Raw genomic sequence first — 24,264 nt, 5'->3', positions numbered from 1 at the left:
ACCCAATGGTGTCTTATATATATCTAGCATTTGATTTTCGTTTGCATCATAAATTTCTGTAATCACTTCATATAGATAAGGCTCTTCTGGCGACCACAGATTAGGTGCCATCAATGCCATTACCATTTCAACCTCGGTATGGTTGTCTCCTTCGATTGTGATCTTATTTGAAAAAGAAGCTACTACTTGCTTTGTTCTGTCCGCAATTGAAGTCTTGATTATACCACTCATCGAATGAGCGTATTCGTTATATATCGTAGTTTTGATGTTGATCTGGGCTTCATCTTCTCTTACAACCGGTGTGGTCACATACGTTCCGTTCCTGCCAACATGAAGTCTATCCGTCTTAATAAGCCACACGTGGCGATAAATACCGCATCCTTCATACCACCAACCTTCATAATCACTGGCATCCACTTTGACGAAAATGACATTTTGCCCCTCTTCTCCATAGCGCGCAATATCAGTAATGTCATAACAGAAGCCTGTATAGCCGCTTTGGTGAGTTCCCATTAGATGTCCATTTACCCATACTGTACTGTTTCGCATTACGCCATCGAATTCGATTATGATTTTTTCCCCTAAATCTCCCGCAGGAATCTCAAACACTTTACGGTAACAGCCAATCCCAACCGGGAGATATCCGTGACTCTTATGGTGCTTAACTATATCTCCGTCATAAACGTAATTTCCTTCCACACACCAGTCATGGGGAAGATTGACTGTCTTCCAATCCCGCTCATTTAAGGCAGCCTGCTCTCTTTCATCAAAATAGGCAATCTTCAGCCATTCCCCTTCAGCAATCTGCTCGCAGTCGGTTAATCCCCCTGTCATACCTCCTTTAACAGCATGCCTAACAGGCAAATCGCCTAAATGAAAGAGCCAATCGGAATCAAAGCTTTGCACCGTTCTTGGCATTGTCTTCATCGTAATCCCTCGTTTCGCAGGTCATTGATATAGTCTGTCATCGTTATGGTGCGGCCTTCCAACCTGGATTTCTCAGAGGCAAAAGCCATTAAATGGCTTTGAACGGATACGTGAGCACCAGATAGTCCTGCCACTTCTCCATCACTTTGCACGAGCCGAACAAAATCATGCATAATACCATGATCTCCCCCACCGTGCCCTTCCAACGGTGTATCCAGATGAATCATCTCTGTCTCCCCCGTGATAAAACTGGTCACTTCGATCACATTTTTCTCCATATGTGCTCTTATCTGCCCATGCGTGCCCATCAGCTTAAGGGTCCTTCCATTTTCATGGGTATAAGCGCATTTATCCTCCTACCTTCTACTTTGTGTGATAGTTCCTTCGCTTGATGCCATTAATATACACTGTTCGCTCCCCACGAATAAACTGACAAAAGTGTAGATTTCCCTGCGATTTAGCGAATAATTGGGCTATCAATTTTACGATTTTCTAACAAATCACAAAAAAATGCGGATAACCGGATGCAACTTGCGCCCGGTTATCCGCTTGATTCCTTCATTCAATCTATCCATGAGGTGGAGGTCGGATATGCTGCCTCAACAGGATCTTCGTCCTTATGGCAGATCCCTTCATATATTCCTTCACTGCTGCAATCTTAAATTCTTTCGTATATTTATTAAATGTTTGTCCTTTTTTAGCCATGTAAAAAGCCCCTCCAAGTTCACTCATTGCCTTATAGTACCATAAGGTTTTTTCTGAGTGTCTACTTAAAGGGGATATTACCAATTTGATTGGTTTTTTTTAGTATTTATGCTCAAACTTAAGTAGATAAGGGTAGCATCATCCGGCTTTTTGTTATTTGGCCAAAATTTGATAGTATACAATTTCTTTTACTTCGATCGAATTTATCACATTATTTACCATGCATGTCGTGAGGAACCGTAACGGTTGATGAAGCAGAAGTTTTATTACCTGCATGATCAAAAGCCGTATAGGTGATCGTGTATATGCGTCCATTCCCTTTGCCAGATCTTTCGGCACAAAGCAAAAATTTAGTATCCAAAGTGCCTAACTCTGCACCTTGAATGTCGTTTGACGTTTGACCATCACCTAATCCATTGTCCGACTCGTTGCTTATTATGGATGTAAGAACGACAGATTCGATTCCGGAAAGACTATCTTCGGAATACACAGACGCACTTACCGTAATCATTTGGTGGTTTGCCGGCCACAAAATAGTTTTATCCAAAACTACATGAAGTGTTGGGGCCGTCATATCCAATTGCACGACTGCTGTATGCGGCGTTTCAACATTGCCTGCCTTGTCAACGCTCCAGTAAGAGATGGTGTGACTGCCTTCTTCTTTAATGGTAACGGAAGTACCTTTTTGCTCAGTACCGCCGTCGACCCTGTAAAATGTATCAGCTACACCTGAAAAATTATCAGTTGCATTAAGCGTTATTGTAACCGGAGTTTGATACCACTCACCGAGCTTTGTTCCATCCAGCTTAGCGACAGTTACTGGAGGAACGTTTAAATTAATCTCGGCCACGTTGCTATAGCCCGACTCTCCCGCAGTGTTAACAGCAGTCACTTGATAACCGTATACCATATCCGGATTCAAGTTGAGATTTGTAAATGTCGTAGCAAGCACTTCAGCATCGTTTACCTTCTCAAAGATACCACTCTTGGAATCAGCACGGTAAATGTTATATCTCTCTGCACCAGGCACAGCCGACCAGTTCAGCGTAACATCAGTGGTCGCATTTGCCGTCGCTGTTAACCCCGTCGGTGCATCAGGAACTGGAATTGCAGCCAAAACAGTTACATTAATGCTTGTAGTCATTGCCACGTTGTTCGGATTTGCAACTCCGTCAGGCAAAGTTACTGTTCCGCTAACCGTGAACGTCTGCCCTGCATGTGAGGACGGATCATAGGATGAAGCATTCACATCCCATGTCACACTAGCATTCACACTGCCCGCATCGGTAACCAGTGCTACAGTTGCTGGCAAGCCAAGGGCCACCGCTGTCTTCACCGTTCCGTTGGCCAGTCCGGTGATGTTAGCTGGCGCTGTTATACTAACAAGCTGCGTCGCAGTCGGTGGAGTTAGAAGAACATTTATTTCTGCAGCTGACGCCCATCCATTGACGCCAGCCGTTGCTTCGAGCTTGACATACGATGCATCGATCGGTGTAAAGGTTGCGTATTTCACCGAGTTATCGCTTGCCCAGCTTCCGCTTTTAACCTTTGTAAAGGTCACCCCATCCGTACTTACAAATACGTTATAGCCTGTAATAATTCCATTGATGGCTGATTTCCTTGGCAAGTACGAGATTTTATTAATATTGGAGGTTCGCCCAAGATTTAAGGTAATCGATTGGGGGAGAACGTCGGACTTGTCCCATTTTGTATGCCACATCGTTAGCGGGTTTCCATCAATCGCCATGGATGCCGCATCATTTTCACCAATCGTTTCCTGGCTTGTCGCTGTCGCTGTCATTCCTGAATGAGAAATCCCATTTACAACCACACTAACGCTTGTGGTCAAAGGAACATTATTCGGGTTTAAGAGTCCAGCAGGCAGGGTTACGATTCCCGTTACCGTGAAGCTTTGCATATTCATTGAAGTGGGATTGTAACTTACGTTACTTAAATCCCATGTCACACCTGCATTCACATTTCCTGAACCGGTGTTCAGTACTACTTGCCCAGGCAAACCAAGAGCTGCCGCAGTTTTTGTCGTTCCGATTTCCACTCCTTCAATAGGTGCAGGCGCTGTTATACTTATAAGCGAATCCCCCATGTAATCCATCTGGAACCAGTTTAAATTAATTCCGCCTGCAGTTCCCAGCAATCTTATCGTATGTGAACCCGTAGGCAATGCAATCATATCGGTTACTGTTGTCCAATTCGGATCGCCGCCGGTGACCGGCAATGATGTCGTCTTTAGTAATACACCATCTACGAGAATTTGGATTCCACCCACGAAGCCTGTACCCGTTGCAATTCTGTATTTTATTGAATACGCTCCAGATGTTTGAGCATTGATAGTATAGTCCGCCCAGTCCCCGGAATTTAAATAGCTTATATAGCTTCCTTCTTGACTGCTTGTTGCGGTTTGAACCCCAGACATTGCGCTGTAGCTTTCCGCCTCAATCTTCCCAGGTACCACTTGAAGTGGCTTCACTGCCGGAGCGTCTACACCGCCGTAAACATCTATAAGATCGTAATATGACATCCCCGTGTTCGTGCCAGGAGCGCCAGTGCTGTTGTAATTTCCCATGCCAATATAATTGAATGATGCTCTATTGAGGGTCGTTACCAACTGGCCATCAATAGAAAGATTGACTTGGCCAGGAGTCGAGTAGTCAAACTTAAACTGATGCCAACCAAAAGTACGTGGAATGGTCGTTAACTTTTCAGTAGTACCATCAAGATAACTGAAATAGTCCTTGCTAGTATGACCGTTAATTCCTAACCCGACCTGTTTGTCAGAAGTATGGTCATCAACCCTCATGAAAGATTGAACCATCACATCCGAATTGTTTAAGCCTTCGTTCCAGTCATTACCGGCATAATCACGACGTTTATCAAAGAACCAGCCAGTTACGATTTTGTTTAAGTTGTTGTTGAATGTTCTGCTTAATGCAAGGCCGCTTGAATTTCCCGCAGCGCCACCGTTGATGAAGAGAGAGTATTGACCGTTAAAAGGGCCTTCTGCTGTATAAGCACTGGATATAATCGGTGTGCCTTTTTCAATAGACCATTTTGTTGTGTCAATCTTCCCGCTCTCAAAGTCATCTGAAAAATAGCTATTCGATTGCAATTTCGGCGAGGTCGGATTATACAATTCGGAAGTGAACGGAAACTCTTGACGGTTGATACCGATATGGTCATAATCCATCTTCGAGACGTCAAACGTATAATACAGACGCGGATTATAAGCTGACGTTGGATAATCGCTGTTTATGTTATCCACATAAAACTTGTCATTATTTTGTGTAGGTTCTACACGTAAATTAGCGCTCTGATTGTTCATGCCTTCAATATTAGAAAGATGCGTACCCGAGGCGCCCATAGCCAAGTCCATACCATGAACAGTATTCGCATCGCGAACGTCGGGAGCACTACCGATATCCGAAGTTACAATTTGATTAAAGAAATTGACCTTTAAGTCGCCGTATGGTTGACCAGTTGCTGGATTGGTAACTTGTGTCGGGTCATTTTTGCCGTAAATACGATTCACATCACTGCCTTTGAAAAGAGCTCCAATGAATATGGCGCTATCCTCAGCGGTATCTTGTTCAGCATCATGCACATAAATATATTCAAAATGGTTGCCGTAGTTATAAACGTCTGTCACCGGGTTGAAATTCGGACTAGCACTAGTCATAGTCTGTGCCTGGCCGACAAACGAAATCGCACGTCGTGGAGCATAGTAAATTTCGAGGTTCTTAAAATTGCTAAAACCTGTATTCATAACTTGCAATCCAGCACCAAAAGCATTACTTTGTCCAACATGGTGAATGGACAGATTATAGAAGGTATTGTTGTTGTTGTATTTTCCAACACCTGGATAACCGCCATCCGTATTAATGCCGCCCATGCCGGTGTTATCTATAGCAAGATTTTGGAAAGTATTGTTTGTGTTGTCACGCCAAACGATGATTCCAAAAAGACCCATATTGGTAATGCGGCTGTTTTGAATCGTGATATGGTTGGTATTGATCAATGTAAACCCGCCATGCATATATGCCGGACGAACAGCATAGTCAGAATAATATGGCTGTGTGCTGCCCGCTGCCTCTGGTGGTGCGTATGGAATTGCCGTACCGCCAGCATACCAGGTTTCACCGTAGCTCCAACCATCTACGATATAATTACTTGATTCTGTACTTTCGAGAGTAAATCCGTCAAAAGTGATGTTACTAACTTGTTTTGCTGGATCCGGTGTTTTGCCCCAATCCGAAATCGCGGGTTTATCGGTTCCCTGCAAATGAATAATTTCGTTCGTTGTCGGAATCACAACATTCAAGTTGTTCATTTTATCGACGTCTGCAACATTGTCAGCGTCTGTCGGATAGTAATAAAGCCAACCTGTATGTTTATCATAGTAATACTCACCTGGTGTATCCAAAAAGGAAATGTTTCCTTGCAAGAAATAGCGTCCGTTGGAATTAATGTTGTATTTTGTAATATATAGTTCAGGATGCGCAGAATCGTACGGTGAATACAATTTATTATTCGTTGTGTCAATCCTGCTAATGGGAAGAGTGTTAGACTCGAAAGCGCTTCCTCCGCAGTCAAAAACAAAAAGTTGAGCAATCTCTGACCTGCCGCTAGCCTGAGCATCTTTCAGAGCCTTGATTTGAGCCAGAGTCAGGTCGCTCGCTTTGTAACTCATATCTTTGTTTGAACCACCGGTTGATTCTAAATATGGGCCATTAGACGCTTGGAATTTAGGATCTTCCACCTTATTAGGCGTACGAGCCATGAGGGCTTTTTGGGAGCCAATATAAAGTTGGTTAAAGTTATATTTTTGCGGATCGATTTTAACTTTATAGACTTTGCCTACCGCAGATGATGGCAATTCACTTAAATAATCCGTACCCGCCGCATCAGAAGCCATCGTCTGCACCCAACCGCCTGTAAGAGGGTCGCCGCCAATTAAATGCGCGCTTCCGGGAGCTTCGAGGCTTTTATAATAAACCTGGTGCCCATTAAAACCTGAATCACGTTCGTCGAAGTTCAACCGGTCATGGATGTAATAATTGCCCGGTGCAACAAAAACATTAATGTCGCCAGTCATAGTTTGATTGATTTGACGAACAGCTTGTTGGGCTTTTGCAATGGTCAGAAATGGATGCTCAGAAGTCCCATCATTATTGTCGCTGCCTATTGTAGATACAAAAAACTCTTTGTAAACATTATTTCCTGCCGCGTTAGCGCTTACATTTGGAATAGCGCCACAGAAGGAGTTCGCAATCAATGTAACATATAAAAATAAATGCAATATTTTTCTGGTAGCATATTTACTCATTTCATCGTCCCCTCACATTTTAAGTATTTTTTCGAAAACTCGCACGGCCTTCTATTTTAGTAGAACCACCTTTCCCCGTCATTTGGATTGAGGCGGTTCTACACAAATTACTTGCCGTTTGCTGCTTTCCAATCATTGATTTGTTTCTGGGCATCGTCCGTTAACTTGTCTAATCCTGCTTTCTTCAAGCGATCCACATACTTAGGAATACTAATTTCTGGATCTACGGTACCTGTCATTAGTGCAGGGATCATTTCTCCCATAATTGCATTTACTTGTGCATATTCTTGTTTTAGGGAATCCGGATTATACAAGAATCCTAGTAATGGTGAAGTCGCCGATGTATCATTCAATTGTTTGAGTTGATCGAGCGTGACCGGTGACCCTTTGCTCGCATAATCATTAAACATGTTTCCAAACTCCCAGTTCGTGCCCGGAGCATAGCCGCTATCTGCAATAGCTTCCATTGTATTGTCATTAACCTTCTTATAGTGCTTGCCTTCGATCCCATCGGACAATAACCGATACAATTGTTTGTCGCTGTAAAGCAAATCAAGCAACATCATCGCTCTCTCTGGATTTTTACTCGTTTTAGAAATTGCTGTCATTGTTGCAATGACTCCGCCTGTATTTATATAACTAGGAACACTATCGACAACTACAGCAGGATATCCTTGTTCAGCAGTTGCTGCTTCGCTGGCACCAGGGCCGCCGCCGCGCGTCCATACCGCATACTTGCCGGATTTTGCCTCGGCTTTGTAATCTTTTAATGAGACTGCATCTTTTCGAATGTAGCCCTTCTGATACCAGTCTCTATATACCTTCATCAAATCCATAAACTCCTTGCTCTCCACTCCGTCAAACACTTTCATGTTCTTGTCGTTAACGTTAATCATTAGCGGAAACAAGCTATTTCCTTGCACGGCATCGATTGTGAATCCTGTTTCCATATTGAACAATTCAGGGAATGGGTTCGCGGCAGGCAAATAACCTGTCATACCTGGCTCACCGCTTTTCACCTTCTCCAGGAATGGAGTTAAATCGCTCGGCTTTTTGACGCTCTTTACATCAAAATTATATTTCTCTACAAGTCCTTTATTAAAAACTAGTCCACGAGCTATGTAGTAAGTTTGATAATTTAGAGATCCGTATATTTTACCGTTTATCTTTGTTGCACTCCAATATTTTTCTGGAACCTGCTTCAAAATATCTTGACCGTACTTCTTAAGCAGATCGTCCAACGGCACATAAGCTCCAGCCAAAACATTGCCCCCATAGTTATTTGCCCATGAAGACGTAAATGCCAAATCATAATTCTCATTTGTAGAAGTGATGACTTTCATTTTATCATCGTATGCCCCCCAGTCGATGACATTAAGCTTTAATGTGGCATTGATTTTTTCCTTCAGTATTTTGTTTATTTCTTCCATAACTGCAGGTTGATCTTTTTGTGGAGTGCCGACTGTGTACCAAGTCAACTCAACCGGTTTTAATGCAGCTGGTGAAGCAGACGCTCCCGCAGATGCAGAAGACGTTGGTGATGCACTTGCCGTTTCATTTGTTGACTTAGCTGCATTGGATCCGCATGCGCTGAGAAGCAAAGATGCCCCAATAACCAAGGTCGTACAAAGTGAAAGCTTCTTTTTCATCATTTCTTAAACCCTCCTGTTGTTTTATATTGAGACTGCTTTCGCAGTAACAATCAAGTTAAGTGGCCTATCCTTTTATCGAACCAATAGTAATACCTTTTTCAAAGTACTTCTGGAAGAAAGGGAAAACAAATAGCATCGGACCTGCAGCTAAAACAGCCATTGCCATTCTTGCCGATAAATCCGGCAATGACACTTTGTTAATCATCCATGGTGGAACAAAAGCACTTTTCAGAAAATCCATGTTAGACTGAATTTTAAATAGCATATATTGTAAAGAAATTATTTCAGTATTGTTTTGAATAAACATTAAGCTTAAGTAGTAGTCATTCCAGTACGTAAGCAGGTAGAACAATCCAACCGTAGCTAGGCCTGGCTTGGCTATCGGAAGAACAATTTTGAAAAATATTCCGAGCTCGCTTGCTCCATCGATTTTTGCAGATTCAATAATCGCGGATGAAATGTTCGTGAAAAATCCTTTCATAAGCATAACAAACCATGCACTGACCAAATACGGAAGAATTAAGGCGAATATAGAATCCTTCATGTGCAATTGATTAACCACGAGGATATACCAAGGAATCAAACCGCCGTTAATCAACATTGTGAAAAACACATAAAACGAAGTCTTATTGGCATACGCATAATCTTTCCTAGATATTGCAAAAGCCAGCATTGAGGTAAATAACAGTCCAATTACCGTACCCACAATCGAAACGAATATTGTAACAATATACGACGTAAATAGTTGACCTGGGTTTTGAAAAATAAATCGATAGGCTGCCAAATCAATATGCTTTGGAATAAACGAATATCCGTTTTTTAGAATATCCACATCACTAGATATCGAAATTGAAAATACAAGTATGATCGGCGCAATACATACAATGGAAACAACCGCCATCACAATATGAATCATCGTATTGAAAAGACTAACTCGCACCCGTTCTCCCCCCTTTAAAATAATGCGTTTTCTCTGTCATATTTTTTAATAATCCAGTTAGAAACAATAACAAGGATAAACCCGACAAAGGACTGGTAAGCGCTCGCTGCAGAAGACATCCCAAAATCACCAACACCTTTTAATGAACGGTAGACGTAAGTATCAATAACGTCAGTTGTTGAATACAGCAAGGATGAATCACGAGTCAAATTATAGAAAAGATCAAAGTTTCCGTAAAATATTTTTCCAATTTGGAGTAAAAGCAACATCGTGATCATCGGCTTTAACATCGGAATTGATATATTCTTAATCTTTTGCAGCTTGCTTGCTCCATCAATGTCAGCTGCATCGAATAGTTCGCTATCGATTCCTAATAAACCCGTGTAATAAATAATCGTGAAATAACCTATGTTCTTCCATGTATTGGCACTTACAAGCAATGACGGCCAATAGGAAGGTTCGTTATACCATAAGACCGGACTAATATGCATTTTTTGCAGCAACATATTAATAAATCCATGCTCCATATCAAGAAAAGCGAGAAACACATAACTTACGACCACCCAAGATAAAAAGAAAGGGAAAAACATGATTGTTTGATATAACTTAATAAACTTACGCGACATTTCATACAACATCAAAGCAAACATGATAGAGAGCACTAGTAACACAACAATAAATAGTGCATTGAGAAGTACCGTATTTCGGGTAATACGTAAAGCATCTTCACTCGAAAAAAGAAAATGGAAGTTTTTAAAGCCTACCCACGGGCTTTTCCAAAAACCTAAATCGTATCGGTAATCTTTAAATGGAAGCACCAAACCATATAAAGGGATGTAACAAAAAACGAATAAAAATAACATGCCAGGAACTGTCAAAAGAAACAATTCATAGTTTTTGCGGAATGTGCGCAATGCCTTCATTTTATCCTCCTACCTTCTACATTGTGTGATTATTTCTTCATTGCTGATGTCATTACTATATACTGTTCGCTCCCCACGAATAAACTGGCAAAAGTGTAGATTTCCCTGCGATTTAGCGAATAATGGGGCTATCAATTTTACGATTTTCTAACAAATCACAAAAAATGCGGATAACCGGATGCATATTGCACCCGGTTATCCGCTTGTTTTCATTATTAATTCTCTTTTATCGCTTTCATGAGAACATACTCCTTAGGTGAACTCCCGAACTTCTTTTTGAACAATCGATAGAAGCTCGTTTCATTTGGAATCCCGACCTTCTCCATGACCTGTGACACAGTCAATTGGGATGTCTCTAACAATTCTTTAGCGCTTAGGATTCGCACATCGTTAATATAGGAAGCTACCGACATTCCTACTTGACCCTTAAATATTTGTCCTACGTAGCTTGATGACATTTTGTAAATCGAGCCTAATTTTTGGAGCGAAAGATCGGGATCAGAATAATTTTTTTCAATCGTATCTTTGATGGCTTGGGCAATAGCAATATGTTTCTGATGACTTTGATATTTCTCCGTGCTTATCAACCGACGAAGCAAGCTCTTCATTTCATCGTATATCTCATCAATGGTTTCTAGCGTCATAACGCTACCGTAAATCTCATTAAAATCGATTACAGGTTGGTTAATGTTGGTGTCATTCATTTCAAATATGGTCGCCATTATTGTTCTTATTAATTGCATAATCGAAAAAGGAATGTGGCTGCCAGATTGCTGCGATATTTCTTTTAAAATAGCAAATATCGTATCCTCGGCAGCATTTACGTTTAATGACTTCATTTCGTCAACTAGCTTTTTTTCCAGATTAACCGAGTAGTGGAGTTCCTTTATTTGATTTTGCTGCTCGATCATATCTAAAGTGATAATTGCGCTTTTACCGAATACATACCGATAGTTTGAATTGATTAGAGCAACGTTATAGCTTTGGGATAAATGATTAACTTTGTCTACAGCAATTCCTATAGATATAGATAACGACAAGCCTAAATATTTAGAGATATTACCCTGTAATTCCGACAAGCAATTATAGAGCTCCTGGTAAATCTCATCTTTATCTAGAACTTTTGAATGAATGATAATTGCGAAATGATCTCTTTTCATATCCAATGATTCATTGGCAAACGCTTTCGATATGGTTTCGGATGCAATATTAGCAATAGAATACTTATAAAGTTCGATATCTTTAGCCGTATTATTTTCTTTAAATAACTGATAATTATCGATTTTCATGACACAAACGATAAACGTTCCATCTGAACTTAACGTAATTTCACTATGTTCCTTTAAGCTAAGCAATTCTTTTTCTTGCATAGACACACTGTCAATCAAAAGGTTTCTAAGGTAATAATTTTTCAATTGATTTACATTCTCCTGCTCTTTGCTCTGGGCAGTTTGAACGAGTTCAACAATTCTTGTGTACGTTTGGTTTAGGAAGCCAATCTCATCATGATGAATTGTAGAGTTGTTTTCATTTGAACCAAATCTTCCAGAACTCATCCTCTGCACTAAATTGCCAATTGGCCTATAGATCTGTTTTGATAACGCGAACGAAATAAGTATACTTAGTGCGAGGAAAATTAAAGTCATAATAAGAATACTTAATTGTATCTTATTCATGTATCTTAATACGTCTGAGAGGGGTTGAGTTTTTATTAAAACCCAATCCGCGCCTTCAATGTACATATAGGTGATAAAATAATTTTCTCCAAGTATCTTATCAATCATATACCCGTATTGTTGGCCCTGTTTAATATTCTCCTCGATTTTGCTCGCAAATAGTTGTTTCACAGGCTCCTGCAGACTTTTTGTGCTCAAATCGCTGTTCACAACCTGTCGTTTATCGCTTAGTAAAAATAAGTCCCCTTTCATATCCGTGGCATTAATGGTTTTGATATTGTTAATAACCAAATCCGCATTCACATTTACAAACACAGCCGCGTCATATACCCCATTCACGCTCGGAGACTTATACATGGCATAAGTAAATACCTCTGCTGATTTACCATCCATTTTCATTTTCCTCGAAATAGGCTGCAAAATAGGAAGGGTCTTATAGGAATTTAAAGTATCCTTCAGTTCTTCATCTTGATAAAACATGCCATTGTAGGTCGATAGAAAAGTTTTAGCCTCATTATTGTATAGATAGATAGAATGAATAAGTGGATTATTGTTAATGACGGAAGTAGTCATTTTATTCAAAGTAAGATTCAAATCAAAAATGTTGCTGTCTGTCTCTTTGACATGCAATAAATAATCCGCATCTGAACTAAAATAAATGGAGGAAATCAAATGTCTGACAGTCTCATTCATATATGTAATATTATATTTCATTTGATAAAGCATTTGTTTATTCAATTCGTAGTTGTTTTCTACGACATTTTTTCTAACGTTATAATAAATAGTAGCCGAGAAACCGATTACAAGAAAACAGATGGCTGCCGTTATCCATAGGTAAATGCCGTTAAAAAACTTCTTTTTTTGAAATGATTTCAATTTCACAGGAATACCACCCAAAGTTGTAATTTCCATCTATTATAATGCTATTCTGATGATATCGACAAGGTATATAGACGAAGATTCCTCAAGTTCCGATTGTCGTGACAAAGCGGTCGAAGCTAGCCCTATCAAAATGTTTGTTCAGAACTTGGTGTATTAGTACCTGTTAGTAACCATTCTAATGAACACTCAAATCTAATATAGATCGATATGACTATATCTATAGCAGGCTTACTCTTCCCAGCCTCTATATCACTCAAGCTCCCTTGAGAAACTCCAATTAATCTAGAAAATTCAGTTTGATTTAAATTATGTATCCTTCTAAGTCTTCTAATGTTTTCCCCGATCATATTCACGAAGATCCCCCCAAATGATACGACGAATTATGACAGAGATTATTACAGAGATTTTGAAGATAATTTTATTTATTATTTTCTTCACCTTTTAAATAAAAAACAAAAACTTATTTTATGAATTGTATAAAAAATCCCGATGTATCAAGGCTTTGAGCCACATCGGGACTGACTTAGTTGTGACAAATCTACGTTCCAAATCGATGACAAACTATATTACAAACGGTGACAAAGTGAATTACAACTCACATTTGATAAAAATAGAGTGATGGAAAGTTGAGGAGATCCAAACCGGTTGAGACTAAAACCGGATTACAGAGGAGTACCTGTATCCCTTCCTTCTCTTTCTGAGCGATCCATTCTTCTCTTTTGGGACCTTCGACACTGGATTCTAGAACAGCCGTCTTGATGCCCCGCTCCTCGAGTAACATCTCCAATCGTTGAAGAGTTCCCATTTTTCCGGTATATACGGCATAGACGCCAACCTTCCTATTCAGCTTCAGTTGAGATCTAACAAACTTAATAAGTTCTAATTCCTTCGGGTATAAAAGTTTATCACTAAGCCGATAATCAGGAGAGACAATCTCTTCATTCGTATCCGGATGATAAACACCCTTGAAATTGAAGGGAACGTCTGGGTAGGACAGCAATGTATTAAGCAGGCTGCCTAGCAGCACAGACTGTCCACCTGCAAGTAGTTCTTGTTTCACCGCTTCACGAAGCAAATCTTCTACATCATGCAAGTTACGCTTCAAATACCATTCAGGAGCCAAAAGCCTTGTTGCTTTGGTAAGCTTTCTTTTGGTTCGTCCAGGTCTTCGTTCGACCCTTGTCACGCAAGAGATGAACGATCGCTTTCCTTCCATGCGTACATTCAATGGGCCTTCTTGCAAGGTAGGCATAACCTCGAACATATCCGACATCTGGATAAAGCAAGAAACATCACTTAGCATGTCCGTAAACAATTGCGGAGCAGCAGCGGGCATTTCCTTAACGGAAGTCTTCTTCGAAGAACCATTGCTAGAACTATTCAGACTGTCATTCTCACGTATTTTTGTTACTTTCTCCCTGACTCCATATAAATCGATCCATCGGCCAACGTCACCCCATTTGAATCCAGCATTTTTCATCCTTGTCGGAAAAAGTCGAAAAATGAGTTCAAATAAATTGGAGGCGTACCCATTCATCAATGTTCCAGTCATTGCGATGGAATTCTTCGCACATTGTGAAATGACATGAAATGCGTGTGCCTGCGCACTACCGCCCGTAAATAGTCATAGGTAAGAGTTTGAAAATATCTCCCTCTTTTCCCCGACTCCACACCGTACGTGAACCTTTCAGTTCATACGGCGTTCCATCTAAGCGTTTCCTATATTACCTTATCTAGCTTACAAAGGCTCCTGAGTTGGTTTAATTTTCTCAACTGCATTGAGTTGAGACTGAAATAGTGGAGATACTTTTGAATCGTCTCTTGTTGTGTTGCGTGTATCAGCCTATGAATATCCTTGTGAACTATGACAAGGTTCTTGAAGTCATCTTTTCCGCCTAACAAATTCGCTTTATGATAGGTCAGGCCGTTCCAAACGAGGATCCGATTACCTTTCGGCGATTCCCAGTAAAACGGCACATTGGGCTTTCCAAAGGGGCAAGCGCCGTGATGAGTATTGATGTTTGTAGACAGATACTTCACACCTGCATCATATAGTGCATCCGCCATTCCCCAAGAGAATCCATTAACATCGCAGGACATAGCGCTGAGCAACGGCACACCCACCTCACGGGCAAACTCCGCTACTGGTTTCAGAATGTCTCTCATATGACCTTCGTCAAGAAGCTCGGTCATATGCAAATATGTCGCGCTCAATTCCAAAGAACCGTTTTTCAACGCTTCGACCAACCGCGATTTTCCTACGCTGCCCGTTTTGGACAAATACTGCTCAACCGCCCAAAACCCTTCGCACATAAATTTGAATCGGGAGTGGCTATCCCGGGTTTGCTGTTCGAGGGAAAGCGCCATATCAACCGCCTGCTCGAGAAACTGCTTGTGGTACTCCGTAATAACCTCTTGACGTTCCGTATACCCAATGTCGATATGCGAATGTTGGATGATAAACAAAGTAAATGGTTCTTGCCGATGCAATGTGATCCTCTCCCTTGTATATATTGCTTTCATGTTCATTGTACTGTGATGTGATCGTTGCTTCTTTGCTACCACGAAGTGCATAAGTCCTGTCTCTAATTATCAATTACAATTTATTGGATCTGAAGCATAAACGGAAACGGAATTTCATGTCTTCTTCAAACCACATCCGGAAATTCGTTCCCCCAGGCAAACTATAGGCGCATCCAGTGTCTCAATCACGACACTTCCATCCGCACCTTCATAATAAAGTCTATTTCCCTAACGTATAGCATCGGTTCATTTCAAGATTTTCAATGTTTTCGGCGGCATTTGAATGATATGAACTGACAGGGTTCAAGCTGTCTAACACTTTCTTTGCTTCGAGTTGCAATTCCGAACTTAGCGCTGACACCGCTTGATCCAGATATGCGCGTTGCTCCTCCCACGAGCTTTCAAAGTGCCGATAACTGCGCTCCTCCTTTCGCCCAAGTCGATTAAACGTATCATAATCCGGACATTGAACATCTTCATCCCTAAATTGATCCTTCGATCTCGCCGCCGTAAAATCCGCTGCTGAGTAATTTACGTAATCCGCCAAATAAGTTTTCTCATCCAACCCCCAAGTATGCTCTGCAATCAACATGAGACGATTGCAAAACTTGCCGTAACTTTCACCATTTGGATCTAGTACACCCGTACCCACCCATTTATCCCTTAATCGAAGCAGTTCCCGGTAGCGTGCCACTTTGAGCGGGTCGGATGCCGTGCCCTGGATCCACGAATCACCAATTTCCTCACTAACGATCGGAAGCACATGCTTACATTCCAGCAACTTTTCGGCGAATGCATCCAGTGTTGACGCGGCAATTTCCACACCCGGATATTCAGTTTGCAATCGTCTGTACAGCCACTCTATATCTTCTAAGGAAGAAGGACCGTTATTATCGCCTGTGTGGGCAAAATAAAGCGCCTCCTCAAGTCCCTCCACTTCCAGAGCTTGACCATAATCACCGGCATAGTTGACGATCAGCTCGGAGCCGTCGCTCGCCCTCCAAACAAACGCTTGCGGGACGCACGGAGGCTTGCTGGAAGGATTTACTCCGATATGCAAATAACGAATTCCGTAACTAGCCAATATAGGTACGATGCCGATCGTATGTCCCGGAACATCCGTCATTTTCGCGGCAATGGTCTTTTTCCCGAATCGTTGATCCAACTTCTTAGAAATCGACAAGCCATATTCAAGCAGTGTTTTATCCATCAATTCCGTATGGGTTGTAAAAGGAAGACCGTGCCATGCAATTTCTCCTCTGCTAATCGCATTCTCCATTTGGATCCGCTGCTCTTCCGACGCGGATTGCAAATATTCCTCGATCAGCCAAGACCCGACTGTCCAAATAAATTTCGACCGTCCGTCATCTCTTGTCATACGTTCAGACAATGATAAGGCTTGCGGAATAAACGTAGTCATGTACTTGTCAACCACATTAGCCGCAAGATCGGTAAACCCGATATCCAAATGCGTTTTGAAAATAACTAGCCAAATATTTCTTTTTTGAAAGACACCATCATTCTACCCCCATACTGACAAAATTATAGTCGGTTGCTTGCAAAAACATATCGGATCTCGCCGCCCTTTCCTTTACGTGAAAGCGCAGCGGTCACAACCATCGCAATTATTGCACCATCAGCGCGAACTCCATATCGTGCTGCGTAATAGTGTTCCGGAGACTGGTGGCGTTATCCTAATCCCGAACAATAACTTGATCATACCTTTGCTCCAAGACACCCGGAACCTCGTATAGTAAATAATAGAGACCGTTAACTTCTCCTCGAAACGAAGCAGGAAAAGACAAATACTCATATTTCGACAGAATTGGAAGCACAGAAATATCACTGGAATTTCCGCATTTAGTCTTCTTCAAACTAAAAGCTGATAGTATATTGTTTTCTATAAGAACAACCCGTTTATGTCTTGTATCATATAGGCAAAATTCCAAAAGATTAGCCCTCCTTTTCTCCACTTTATTTCTTTATGGTCGCTCCTCTTGGAGAAGTCGAATTAAAGGACTCAGAAAGCTTTGATAGGGGAAAAACATGCCGAAGAGCATGCAGTTTGGACTAAAATTATAATAGAAAGCAGACCTATACGAATGTCACAGATCTGCTTAACGGTGAAGTGAGGATTAACCCAAGCTATCCAATATAAACAACAGTAGACTATTACTGCGAATTCACCAGTTTCAAGCCGTTCAGTGCAATTTCGGCCGATCCTTGGAGTTAATTGTAGTGGGACAAAATTATTCCTACAATTCCATTAAAGTTGTAGACATGGAAAACATCCGTTTCTCTCTTCCTTGAATGTATCCCGCAGTTCCATTTCGTACAGCCTCGGATAAACCATGTGTCGGATAGCTCGAAAACGGCTCTAAGCCAATATTATAATGCCTGCCAAACCATGGATATCCGGTCGTATTTCCGAATTCCTGCCAGTACCACAAATAGGGCATAGTATCAGCATCCCACTCTACACAAATTGCTGCGTTAAGCCTTGCATTGTCTACTTGGTACCATCCCTTATCTTTAAACCCTTTCATATAAACGATTTCCGAAGGCTTGCCTTTTGGTGGAAGAACAGAGATATCCGTCATGTTGCCCGATGTTTCCTCAACCCACGGCCATTCATGCGTAATTCCACGTTTTACTCGTGCGGATTGATCATTATCTGCCACATCCAGCTCGTCAGCAATAATTGTTATGTTCTCTGGCATTCGAATCGTACAACCAGGTTCTAAAAATGGCTTACCGAATGCTAAATGCTGCCCCCACATATACCTTAGAGGTACCTCGCTTAAATTCTCTATCTCTTCCTTTATGTCAATTTTTGCTGCGTTAGCATAAATGGTAATGGTCTTGCTCAGTTTAAATGGAACTTTCTTTGTTTTGACTGTAAATCTTACAGCAACCATTTCCGGGGTATCTATCTCGATCATGTATGACCATGGCATATGAGCCACTTCGCCATGCTGACCAAATTGGGCACCAAGATAAGCACTGCTGACTCCGCCATTTGGGAATATCTCTTGCCATCCACCTATATAATAATCAATATAAGTGGACTGGGAATCAGGAGATGTCGGCAAATATCTATTTGGGTTATCAACACCATTTTCAGTCAGCCACATAAAATCCAAATCGCGGCTTTTTAATAAGAACTCGAAGATTTCTAAACCTTTATCGAGTAGGATAGAAAGCCTTATTTTTTCATTTTCCAAAACAAGGGTCTTCATTCCCATATAGGTATACTGATCATGAATGCGGCAACCATAATTTCTTTGTTTTCGGTAATAATCCATCTATATCTTATCCTTTCAAGAAGAACGGGTACAAAGTCATACCACCGTCGACGAAGAGCGTGACTCCAGTAACATAGCTAGCTTCCTCTGAAGCCAGCCATGCTGCCGCGGATGCGATTTGCTTCGGTTCGCCTACCCGGTTCATAGGGATAAGTGACAGAACGACTTCATTCTGTTTTGGATCGGACAGAATATGATCGTTCATAGGCGTAGCAATGGCTCCGGGCGCAATCGTATTAATGCGGATACCATGGGGAGCATATTCGAGCGCAAGCGTCTCAGTCAACATCCTTAACCCACCTTTGCTAGAAGCGTAATGAGCATGGAGAGGCTTTGGAATTTTTTGGTGGACACTCGACACATTGATAATATTCCCTAGAATGTTATGCGCCAGCATGTACTTGATAGCTTCACGACAAGCAACGAAAGGGCCGGTTAAGTTGGTATCCATGACTTTGTGCCACTCTTCTAGACTTAACTCATGGGATGGACAGGTAGTTTGAATGCCCGCATTGTTAACCAGCACATCCAGGCTTCCGAATGTCTCTACGGCGGTCTTGATGAGTCGTTTGATTTCATCTTCTCTACTGACATCGGCACAGACTGCAATCGCGTCACCGCCTGCTTTCTTTACCTCTTCCACAACCATAGAGGCCTGATCTGAATTATGATAATCGTTAACAACGACCTTCATCTTCTCCTGCCCGAATCGAACCGCAATCCCACGTCCGATCCCTTTCGAAGCACCCGTAATAACCGCTACTTTCCCTGCAAGGTCCGTAAACATATTATCCCATCCAATCCGTTATTCTTTATTCGTTATTTACGATTGAAAGTGCGGCCTTCATATACCCTAATGCATACGCCATACCGGCATGCCAAGGTGCTTTGCACGTCATCTGCGGTGTATGATCTGGAATAAAAACACCGTCAAAATTATTCTTCTTATAAATGCGAAGCGCCTTGATCATATCAATGTCGCCCTCGTCAACAAACACTTCCTGATAATTCGGCACTTTGCCTATTACATTACGAAAGTGCACGTAGCCTATAGCATTTTGCTTGCTATACTGGTCGATGGCTTCATAGATGTTACCCTCGGTCATTTCCTGCAAAGTCCCCATGCAGAATTCCAACGCATTACTATGGCTTGGGACGATATCAAGCAGCTTTTGGTACAAATGAGGCTGATTCACCAAACGACCATATCCGCGGATAGTAGGCATTGGAGGATCATCTGGGTGAGCGGCTAATCTTACTCCAGCTTCTTCGGCTACCGGAATGAGCTCCTTAAGGAAATATTCTAATCTCTCCCAAAGCTCAGCCGAGGATATCGGGGGGATGAAACCTTTCGGTGCGTTAAAATCATACGTCATATTCCAGATTTGTCCGTTTGGAATCGGCGTTTCCTCCGGTCCTTCTTGGAGGTTGAATGTTGCAGTGACTGCTTCCCCGCGGGCGACAGCCCGATTCACATGTCCCCATACTCCCGCTATGCTGAAATTGTATCCAATGACTGGGATACCAGCTTTACCTACATTACGGACGATCTGCTTTAAGTGCTCGATCTGTTCTTTTTTCTTAGGACCGTCCATCAAAATGTCGTACCAATCGGCAGGACTGAAATTTTCGATCGCTTCGAATTCTAATCCCTCTTCATTCATGGATTTCTTTAATGCGAGCAGGCTTTCATAGGACCACACATCTTCGTTCGGTCTTGCTATTCCCATGTTACGGTCTTTATCCGTTGATGGCAAACCTTCGACACCATTGTAGTAATCCACCAAATGAGCAACGATATGGGTACATCCAGCTTGTTTGGCAAACCGGAAATTATCTTTCGTCAATCGATCACGATATAATCCAAGACCTAGCTTCATGACAACAACTCCTCTATGCAAAATGAAATAAATACGTGCTAAATCCTTTTATAGAATTCCAAAAGTTTTAAAGGCTTCCGTACATAGCATGCCATCCTGTAAGGCCTTCCTCACCAGATTCTCGCCTTCCACTTTTTCCAGTGACTTCTTAATCACTTCTTCCTCAATATCTTGAGGAACGAATACAATACCGTCGATATCCGCAAATACGTAATCACCAGGGTGGATTCGTACGCCATCTATTTCAATCGGCTGTTGGTAATTGATAAGATTAACTCGCCCCTTCGAATCCGTAGGTACCTGACCTCTTGCGGCCAAAGGAAATTTCATTTCCAAGATTTTGGCCGTATCGCGGTTTAAACCGTCAACGATTGCACCCCTGCCTCCGCGCGCTCGACAGGCTGTCGCGATTAACTCACCCCAGAAAGCAGCCGCATCAGGTGCCCCTGTAGAAACGACAAACACTTCACCATGTGAAACAGCGTCAATGGCTTCCATTTGCAACTTGTAAGGCTCCGCTGGAATTGAAAATACTTTTGTTCCTTGAGCAGTGAAAGCTCGGCCGCTTATTTTCAGATTAGAATCAATCAAGCGTACTCCCGCACCCAATGTTTGATTGCGATAACCAAGATCGTCCAAAATATCGCCAATAACCGCTGAATATAATTTTTGCTCCAAGAAATCGAAATCGTATCCTGCAATTATAGTTGCTTTAGTATTGTTCATGTTTTAATCTCCTCTGTTTATTTATTTGTTTGTTTAAAATTTAAAATGTGAAATTTCAGATAATCTAAAATAGAAAGGGAGCCCTTTACAAGACCCCACCATTTTCAGTTAAATGATCAATCATATTGATCTTACTATTCTTAATGTGTTCTTCAAGTTTTGCGCATGCATCTTTTATATCGTTACGCTTTAACGCCTGTACAAACGCATTGTGTTCGTCATGTCCTGAAATAGACCGTTCATAACTTTGAAAGAAGTATATCCTTGCAGCATACAGAAAACTGTTTATTGACCTATATTGCTCCAGCATTCGGTGATTGTCAGCTGCCTGAACAATTTCATTATGGAACCTAATATCAAGTTCGAGAAAACTTTCAAATGGAAACGGTGTAACAGCCAATGTCCCTTTAAAATCTTCAAGGATTTCTTCAAGCGTGTTAACAAGTTTTTGTGCTTTAAATTCAGTAAGATGAGACACACACCACTGCTCAATCATTAACCGGATTTCAGAAACTTCTTCGATGTCCGATTTTTTTAAGCTCGTGACAAATGTTCCAGATCGAGGCTTTACTTCCATTAAACCTTCAAGAACTAAACGGTTAACAGCATCCTTTAAAGGCGTTCGGCTAATGTTCATTTTTTGCGATAAGTCATTCAGATCAAGTCTTTGCCCGCCAATAAATTCACGGTTTAAAATCATTTTTTTAAGCAAATGATACACTTTCTCCGAAAGTTCGGTATGCTCTAGTTCATACACTCTATTCCCCCCTTTCGCTATTAAATCAAACAAGCTGAAACTTCAGATTTCAGTATAATTATACTCTCTTTTTACTGCATAAATCAAGTAGGATTTGTTTTTGCACCTACCCATATGCTCCCATTCACGGTTGAATTGCCCCGTTCCTCATTCATACGTTTTTTTGTCATTCAAATAACAACTCTTTCGATACGATTGGAATCCCAATCGTTACTTTCGTACCTTCACCATACACGCTTTCGATCTTAATACCGTATGAGTATCCATATTTCAAATGGATTTGGCGATTCAGATTTCGCAAAGCAAAGCTCGACGTATCATCTGTTGTTTCCAACGCAATTGAACTACTTAATTTCGCCAAATCCTCTTCTTTCATTCCAATCCCGTTGTCTTCGATGATGAGTTGTAAGCCCTCATGGTTTGTAGACGCGGTAATAGTAATATGCCCATGACCCTTTTTCTGTTCTATTCCATGGTAGATTGAATTCTCAACAATGGGCTGGAGAAGCAGCTTCGGTACTTGGCAATCCCCCAGTTCCTCCGGTAGTTCTATATGAAAGCTGATTTCACCTTTGTAACGGATATTTAGAATTGTCAGATAACTGACAACCAGTCCGACCGCTTCTTTTAATGTGACGATCTCTCTACCTCCACTTAAGCTATACCTGAAAAATTTGGATAGAGCCGCTACCATTTGCGATATTTCTTCTACTTTTTTGATCTTTGCTATGCTATAAATCGAATCGAGGGTGTTGTACAAAAAATGCGGATTAATTTGTGCCTGAAGAAGCTTAATTTCGGCTTCCTGGTTCAATACTTTTTCATTGGCCAGATCCTTGATAAGCAATTTCAGTTCGTCGGCCATATCGTTAAACCCTTGGTAAATAAGTCTATATTCATCTTTTCGATTGTCCAGTATCCTGATATCCAAATTCCCATTCTCAATTTTATGCATGGCTTTAACAAGCTTTAACAACGGTTTGTAAAACAAATTGGACAACAAATATGTTACGGCAAAGATGAGGAGGCCCGTCACCGAGATAAGAATGAAGAAAAACTTTCTCATTTCGTACACTTTACCCAAAATTTCAGACGAAGGAATTACAACGACAAATCTCCACCCGGTGTAATTGGAGATAGAGTACACGACAAATTGACTTTGGTTTTCGTAAAAAAAGCTACCGCTCTCTCTTCCCAACAACTGGATCTGACTATTAATCCGTGTATAGAGATCAGTTTTAGTACCCAAAATGCTTTTGTCCGAATATGCTACAACATTTGCGTTGGCATCCAGCACGACGAAATCACCTGGAATGCCTCTTTGGATTTTCCTGTAATAATCGCTGATATAGTTCTCGTTGACATTCACAGCCAGTATGGCAATTGTTTTATCTTCATTTTTCAAAATCTTGTCAAACGTAATTTGTTTATTGGATTCTAATCGCGTTTCAATATGGTTCAAAGTGTAGTAATCTACTGATCTGGATACGAACCATCGGTCTACACCTTCCTGACTTTGGGCCTGTTTAATAAAATCTAAATTGCCCGGATCAATATTTTCATAATAGGTGGAGTTAGAATCGATAACCGTATTTTGATGAACCAAATATAGATTAAAGGATTCGATCCCTTCCATGATGTTGCTAGCTTTAATGCGATTTTTGAAAAAGCTTAGGAGATCCAAGATTCCTGAATATCTTGCATATTTTACTTCAGGTTCAAGTGGGAGCTCTTGCTTGGCAAGAGCAAACAGCCTATTATCAGTCAAAAGTAATTGACTCATTCCTGTAACATTGTAAAGAGCGGTATCAATATTGTCGACCGCAAAATTAATACTGCTGATGACAACCTTTGAGGCTTGTTCCGTGATGGACTGTTCGGATCTTTTATAAAGCAACCCGCTGACTATAATCATTGGGATGAGAACGACCATAAATATAACGAAGAACATTTTGGCGCGAATACTGATATTTCTAAACATCATACGTAATCCGTTTCTTTAATACCGAATGGGGTATCTTTCTCAT

General features: G+C 41.2%; 18 protein-coding genes. All 18 read right to left on the bottom strand.

The genetic code is table 11. The annotated features are described in order from the left end of the window. A partial coding sequence (locus GC102_RS22235; RefSeq protein ID WP_376769403.1) for a sugar-binding domain-containing protein occupies positions 1–927 on the bottom strand: 927 nt, incomplete at its 3' end. Further along, positions 924–1,205: a hypothetical protein gene (locus tag GC102_RS22230; protein ID WP_171691433.1), complete on the bottom strand. Its 282-nt coding sequence runs from the start codon at positions 1,203–1,205 to the stop codon at positions 924–926. The genes GC102_RS22235 and GC102_RS22230, both read right to left, overlap by 4 nt. Before the next feature lie 289 nt (positions 1,206–1,494). Beyond that, positions 1,495–1,632, bottom strand: a complete 138-nt coding sequence (locus tag GC102_RS22225) for a hypothetical protein (protein WP_171691432.1) — start codon at positions 1,630–1,632, stop codon at positions 1,495–1,497. 211 nt (positions 1,633–1,843) lie between these two features. After that, the gene (locus tag GC102_RS22220; RefSeq protein ID WP_171691431.1) at positions 1,844–6,973 is read right to left on the bottom strand and encodes a carbohydrate-binding protein; all 5,130 of its coding nucleotides are present in this window, start codon (positions 6,971–6,973) and stop codon (positions 1,844–1,846) included. 107 nt (positions 6,974–7,080) lie between these two features. Then, the gene (locus GC102_RS22215; RefSeq protein WP_171691430.1) at positions 7,081–8,625 is read right to left on the bottom strand and encodes an ABC transporter substrate-binding protein; all 1,545 of its coding nucleotides are present in this window, start codon (positions 8,623–8,625) and stop codon (positions 7,081–7,083) included. Between the two features lie 64 nt (positions 8,626–8,689). Then, entirely contained in the window at positions 8,690–9,565 is an 876-nt protein-coding gene (locus GC102_RS22210) for a carbohydrate ABC transporter permease (RefSeq protein WP_312883349.1), read from the bottom strand. A gap of 14 nt (positions 9,566–9,579) precedes the next feature. Next, entirely contained in the window at positions 9,580–10,488 is a 909-nt protein-coding gene (locus GC102_RS22205; RefSeq protein ID WP_171691429.1) for an ABC transporter permease, read from the bottom strand. A 215-nt stretch (positions 10,489–10,703) separates the two neighbouring features. Next, complete coding sequence (locus GC102_RS22200; protein ID WP_171691428.1) at positions 10,704–13,046, bottom strand: AraC family transcriptional regulator; 2,343 nt, start codon at positions 13,044–13,046, stop codon at positions 10,704–10,706. Between the two features lie 125 nt (positions 13,047–13,171). Further along, positions 13,172–13,393: a helix-turn-helix domain-containing protein gene (locus GC102_RS22195; protein WP_246321058.1), complete on the bottom strand. Its 222-nt coding sequence runs from the start codon at positions 13,391–13,393 to the stop codon at positions 13,172–13,174. A 248-nt stretch (positions 13,394–13,641) separates the two neighbouring features. After that, entirely contained in the window at positions 13,642–14,598 is a 957-nt protein-coding gene (locus GC102_RS22190; RefSeq protein ID WP_216628127.1) for a P-loop NTPase family protein, read from the bottom strand. Between the two features lie 167 nt (positions 14,599–14,765). Next, positions 14,766–15,536, bottom strand: coding sequence for a glycoside hydrolase family 38 N-terminal domain-containing protein (locus tag GC102_RS22185; RefSeq protein ID WP_171691426.1), 771 nt, complete (start codon positions 15,534–15,536; stop codon positions 14,766–14,768). Between the two features lie 253 nt (positions 15,537–15,789). Next, entirely contained in the window at positions 15,790–17,052 is a 1,263-nt protein-coding gene (locus tag GC102_RS22180) for a DUF5054 domain-containing protein (protein ID WP_512698994.1), read from the bottom strand. 772 nt (positions 17,053–17,824) lie between these two features. Continuing rightward, entirely contained in the window at positions 17,825–18,874 is a 1,050-nt protein-coding gene (locus GC102_RS22175) for a DUF4432 family protein (protein ID WP_171691424.1), read from the bottom strand. A gap of 7 nt (positions 18,875–18,881) precedes the next feature. After that, entirely contained in the window at positions 18,882–19,661 is a 780-nt protein-coding gene (locus tag GC102_RS22170) for a glucose 1-dehydrogenase (RefSeq protein WP_171691423.1), read from the bottom strand. Positions 19,662–19,686: 25 nt separating this feature from the next. Further along, complete coding sequence (locus GC102_RS22165) at positions 19,687–20,754, bottom strand: mannonate dehydratase (RefSeq protein ID WP_171691422.1); 1,068 nt, start codon at positions 20,752–20,754, stop codon at positions 19,687–19,689. Positions 20,755–20,802: 48 nt separating this feature from the next. Further along, a complete protein-coding gene (locus GC102_RS22160) occupies positions 20,803–21,480 on the bottom strand; it encodes an RraA family protein (RefSeq protein WP_171691421.1) in 678 nt (225 codons plus the stop codon). An 85-nt stretch (positions 21,481–21,565) separates the two neighbouring features. Beyond that, complete coding sequence (locus GC102_RS22155) at positions 21,566–22,237, bottom strand: GntR family transcriptional regulator (protein ID WP_171691420.1); 672 nt, start codon at positions 22,235–22,237, stop codon at positions 21,566–21,568. Between the two features lie 166 nt (positions 22,238–22,403). After that, positions 22,404–24,221, bottom strand: a complete 1,818-nt coding sequence (locus tag GC102_RS22150; protein ID WP_171691419.1) for a sensor histidine kinase — start codon at positions 24,219–24,221, stop codon at positions 22,404–22,406. Positions 24,222–24,264 lie beyond the last annotated feature (43 nt).

Source organism: Paenibacillus germinis, assembly GCF_013141785.1.
Classification (GTDB): Bacteria; Bacillota; Bacilli; order Paenibacillales; family NBRC-103111; genus Paenibacillus_E; species Paenibacillus_E phytorum.
The sequence above is the reverse complement of the archived record's forward strand: the minus strand, read 5'-3'. Positions and strand labels throughout refer to the sequence as shown.